Source organism: Staphylococcus sp. EG-SA-15 (assembly GCF_017151895.1).
GTDB lineage: Bacteria > Bacillota > Bacilli > Staphylococcales > Staphylococcaceae > Staphylococcus > Staphylococcus aureus.
This window is the reverse complement of the sequence record NZ_JACVZN010000084.1, coordinates 1-435: the sequence shown is the minus strand read 5'-3', so window position 1 is coordinate 435 and position 435 is coordinate 1. Positions and strand designations below refer to the sequence as shown.

At 42.5% G+C, this 435-nt stretch carries 2 tRNA genes and 1 rRNA gene; all 3 read left to right on the top strand.

The annotated features are described in order from the left end of the window. Positions 1–52, top strand: a 16S ribosomal RNA gene (locus IDG64_RS14440); the annotation flags it as partial. A 91-nt stretch (positions 53–143) separates the two neighbouring features. Next, a tRNA-Ile gene (locus tag IDG64_RS14435) sits at positions 144–220 on the top strand. Positions 221–238: 18 nt separating this feature from the next. Continuing rightward, a tRNA-Ala gene (locus IDG64_RS14430) sits at positions 239–314 on the top strand. The last annotated feature ends 121 nt before the right edge of the window (positions 315–435 follow it).

Below are 435 nucleotides of genomic sequence, written 5' to 3'. Positions count from 1 at the left end.
GAAGTCGTAACAAGGTAGCCGTATCGGAAGGTGCGGCTGGATCACCTCCTTTCTAAGGATATATTCGGAACATCTTCTTCAGAAGATGCGGAATAACGTGACATATTGTATTCAGTTTTGAATGTTTGTTCATTCAAATTAATGGGCCTATAGCTCAGCTGGTTAGAGCGCACGCCTGATAAGCGTGAGGTCGGTGGTTCGAGTCCACTTAGGCCCACCATTAATTTAATACCTATTTGGGGGCTTAGCTCAGCTGGGAGAGCGCCTGCTTTGCACGCAGGAGGTCAGCGGTTCGATCCCGCTAGTCTCCACCATTATTTGTACATTGAAAACTAGATAAGTAAGTAAAATATAGATTTTACCAAGCAAAACCGAGTGAATAAAGAGTTTTAAATAAGCTTGAATTCATAAGAAATAATCGCTAGTGTTCGAAAG